The following is a 694-nucleotide window of genomic DNA, read 5'->3' as shown; positions in this document are numbered from 1 at the left end:
TCATGCGGCTTGGACTCCAGCGTCGTTCCCGTGAATTTCCCTTTGCACAGCTCGACCTGCTGGTGCGGACATACGTTGCGGATCGCATAGTATTCTGTGCCGCTGTAGTATACTCCGATGCTTTTGCCCCCAACCGTGACGATTTTACACGCTCCGGCTTCCAGCTCCTCTACTCCGACTACATCATGCTTTGTCATTTCGCTACCCCTCCTGCCAGTAAGCCTCTTTCTTGCAGCTGGTACATCTCGGCCGCATTCTCGTAGGCTACGCGGCGGCGCATGTCTTCAGGCAATTTGTTCAATACGAATAATGGCGCGTCATTGTCCCAGTGCGGGTAGTCCGTCGAGAACATGACCGTTTTTTCCGCATGCATCAATTGCAGCATTTGAAGGAGCTCCTTGTTATCCGGCTCTTCGATCGGCTGCGTCGTCAAGCGCACATGATCCAGGATATATTCGCTCGGCTTTCTCTTGAGCCATGGCACTTCGTTGCGCATCGCCCGGAAGTTTTTGTCCATTCTCCACATCAGGTGCGGCAGCCAGCCCAATCCGCCCTCGATGAATGCGACCTTCAAGGTCGGGAATCGTTCGAAAACGCCTTCACAAACGATGCTGTTCAACTGCGACATATGGTGAATCGCCAGGATGTTGTGACGCTCAAAGTTGGTCGTCGGATACCCTGCGGCCGTCGTGGA

2 protein-coding genes are annotated in these 694 nt (G+C 54.0%); both read right to left on the bottom strand.

Annotated elements, in window-relative coordinates:
• Positions 1 to 197 (bottom strand): Rieske (2Fe-2S) protein (locus ACZYR9_RS27520; RefSeq protein WP_488981489.1); only part of this gene is annotated, 197 nt, incomplete at its 3' end.
• The coding region (locus ACZYR9_RS27515) for an amidohydrolase family protein (protein WP_488981488.1) at positions 194 to 694 on the bottom strand (501 nt) is incomplete at its 5' end. The genes ACZYR9_RS27520 and ACZYR9_RS27515, both read right to left, overlap by 4 nt.

The sequence above is a fragment of the Paenibacillus sp. F024 genome (assembly GCF_057814255.1).
Note: the sequence above shows the minus strand (reverse complement) of the source record. Positions and strands in the feature narration are given on the sequence as shown.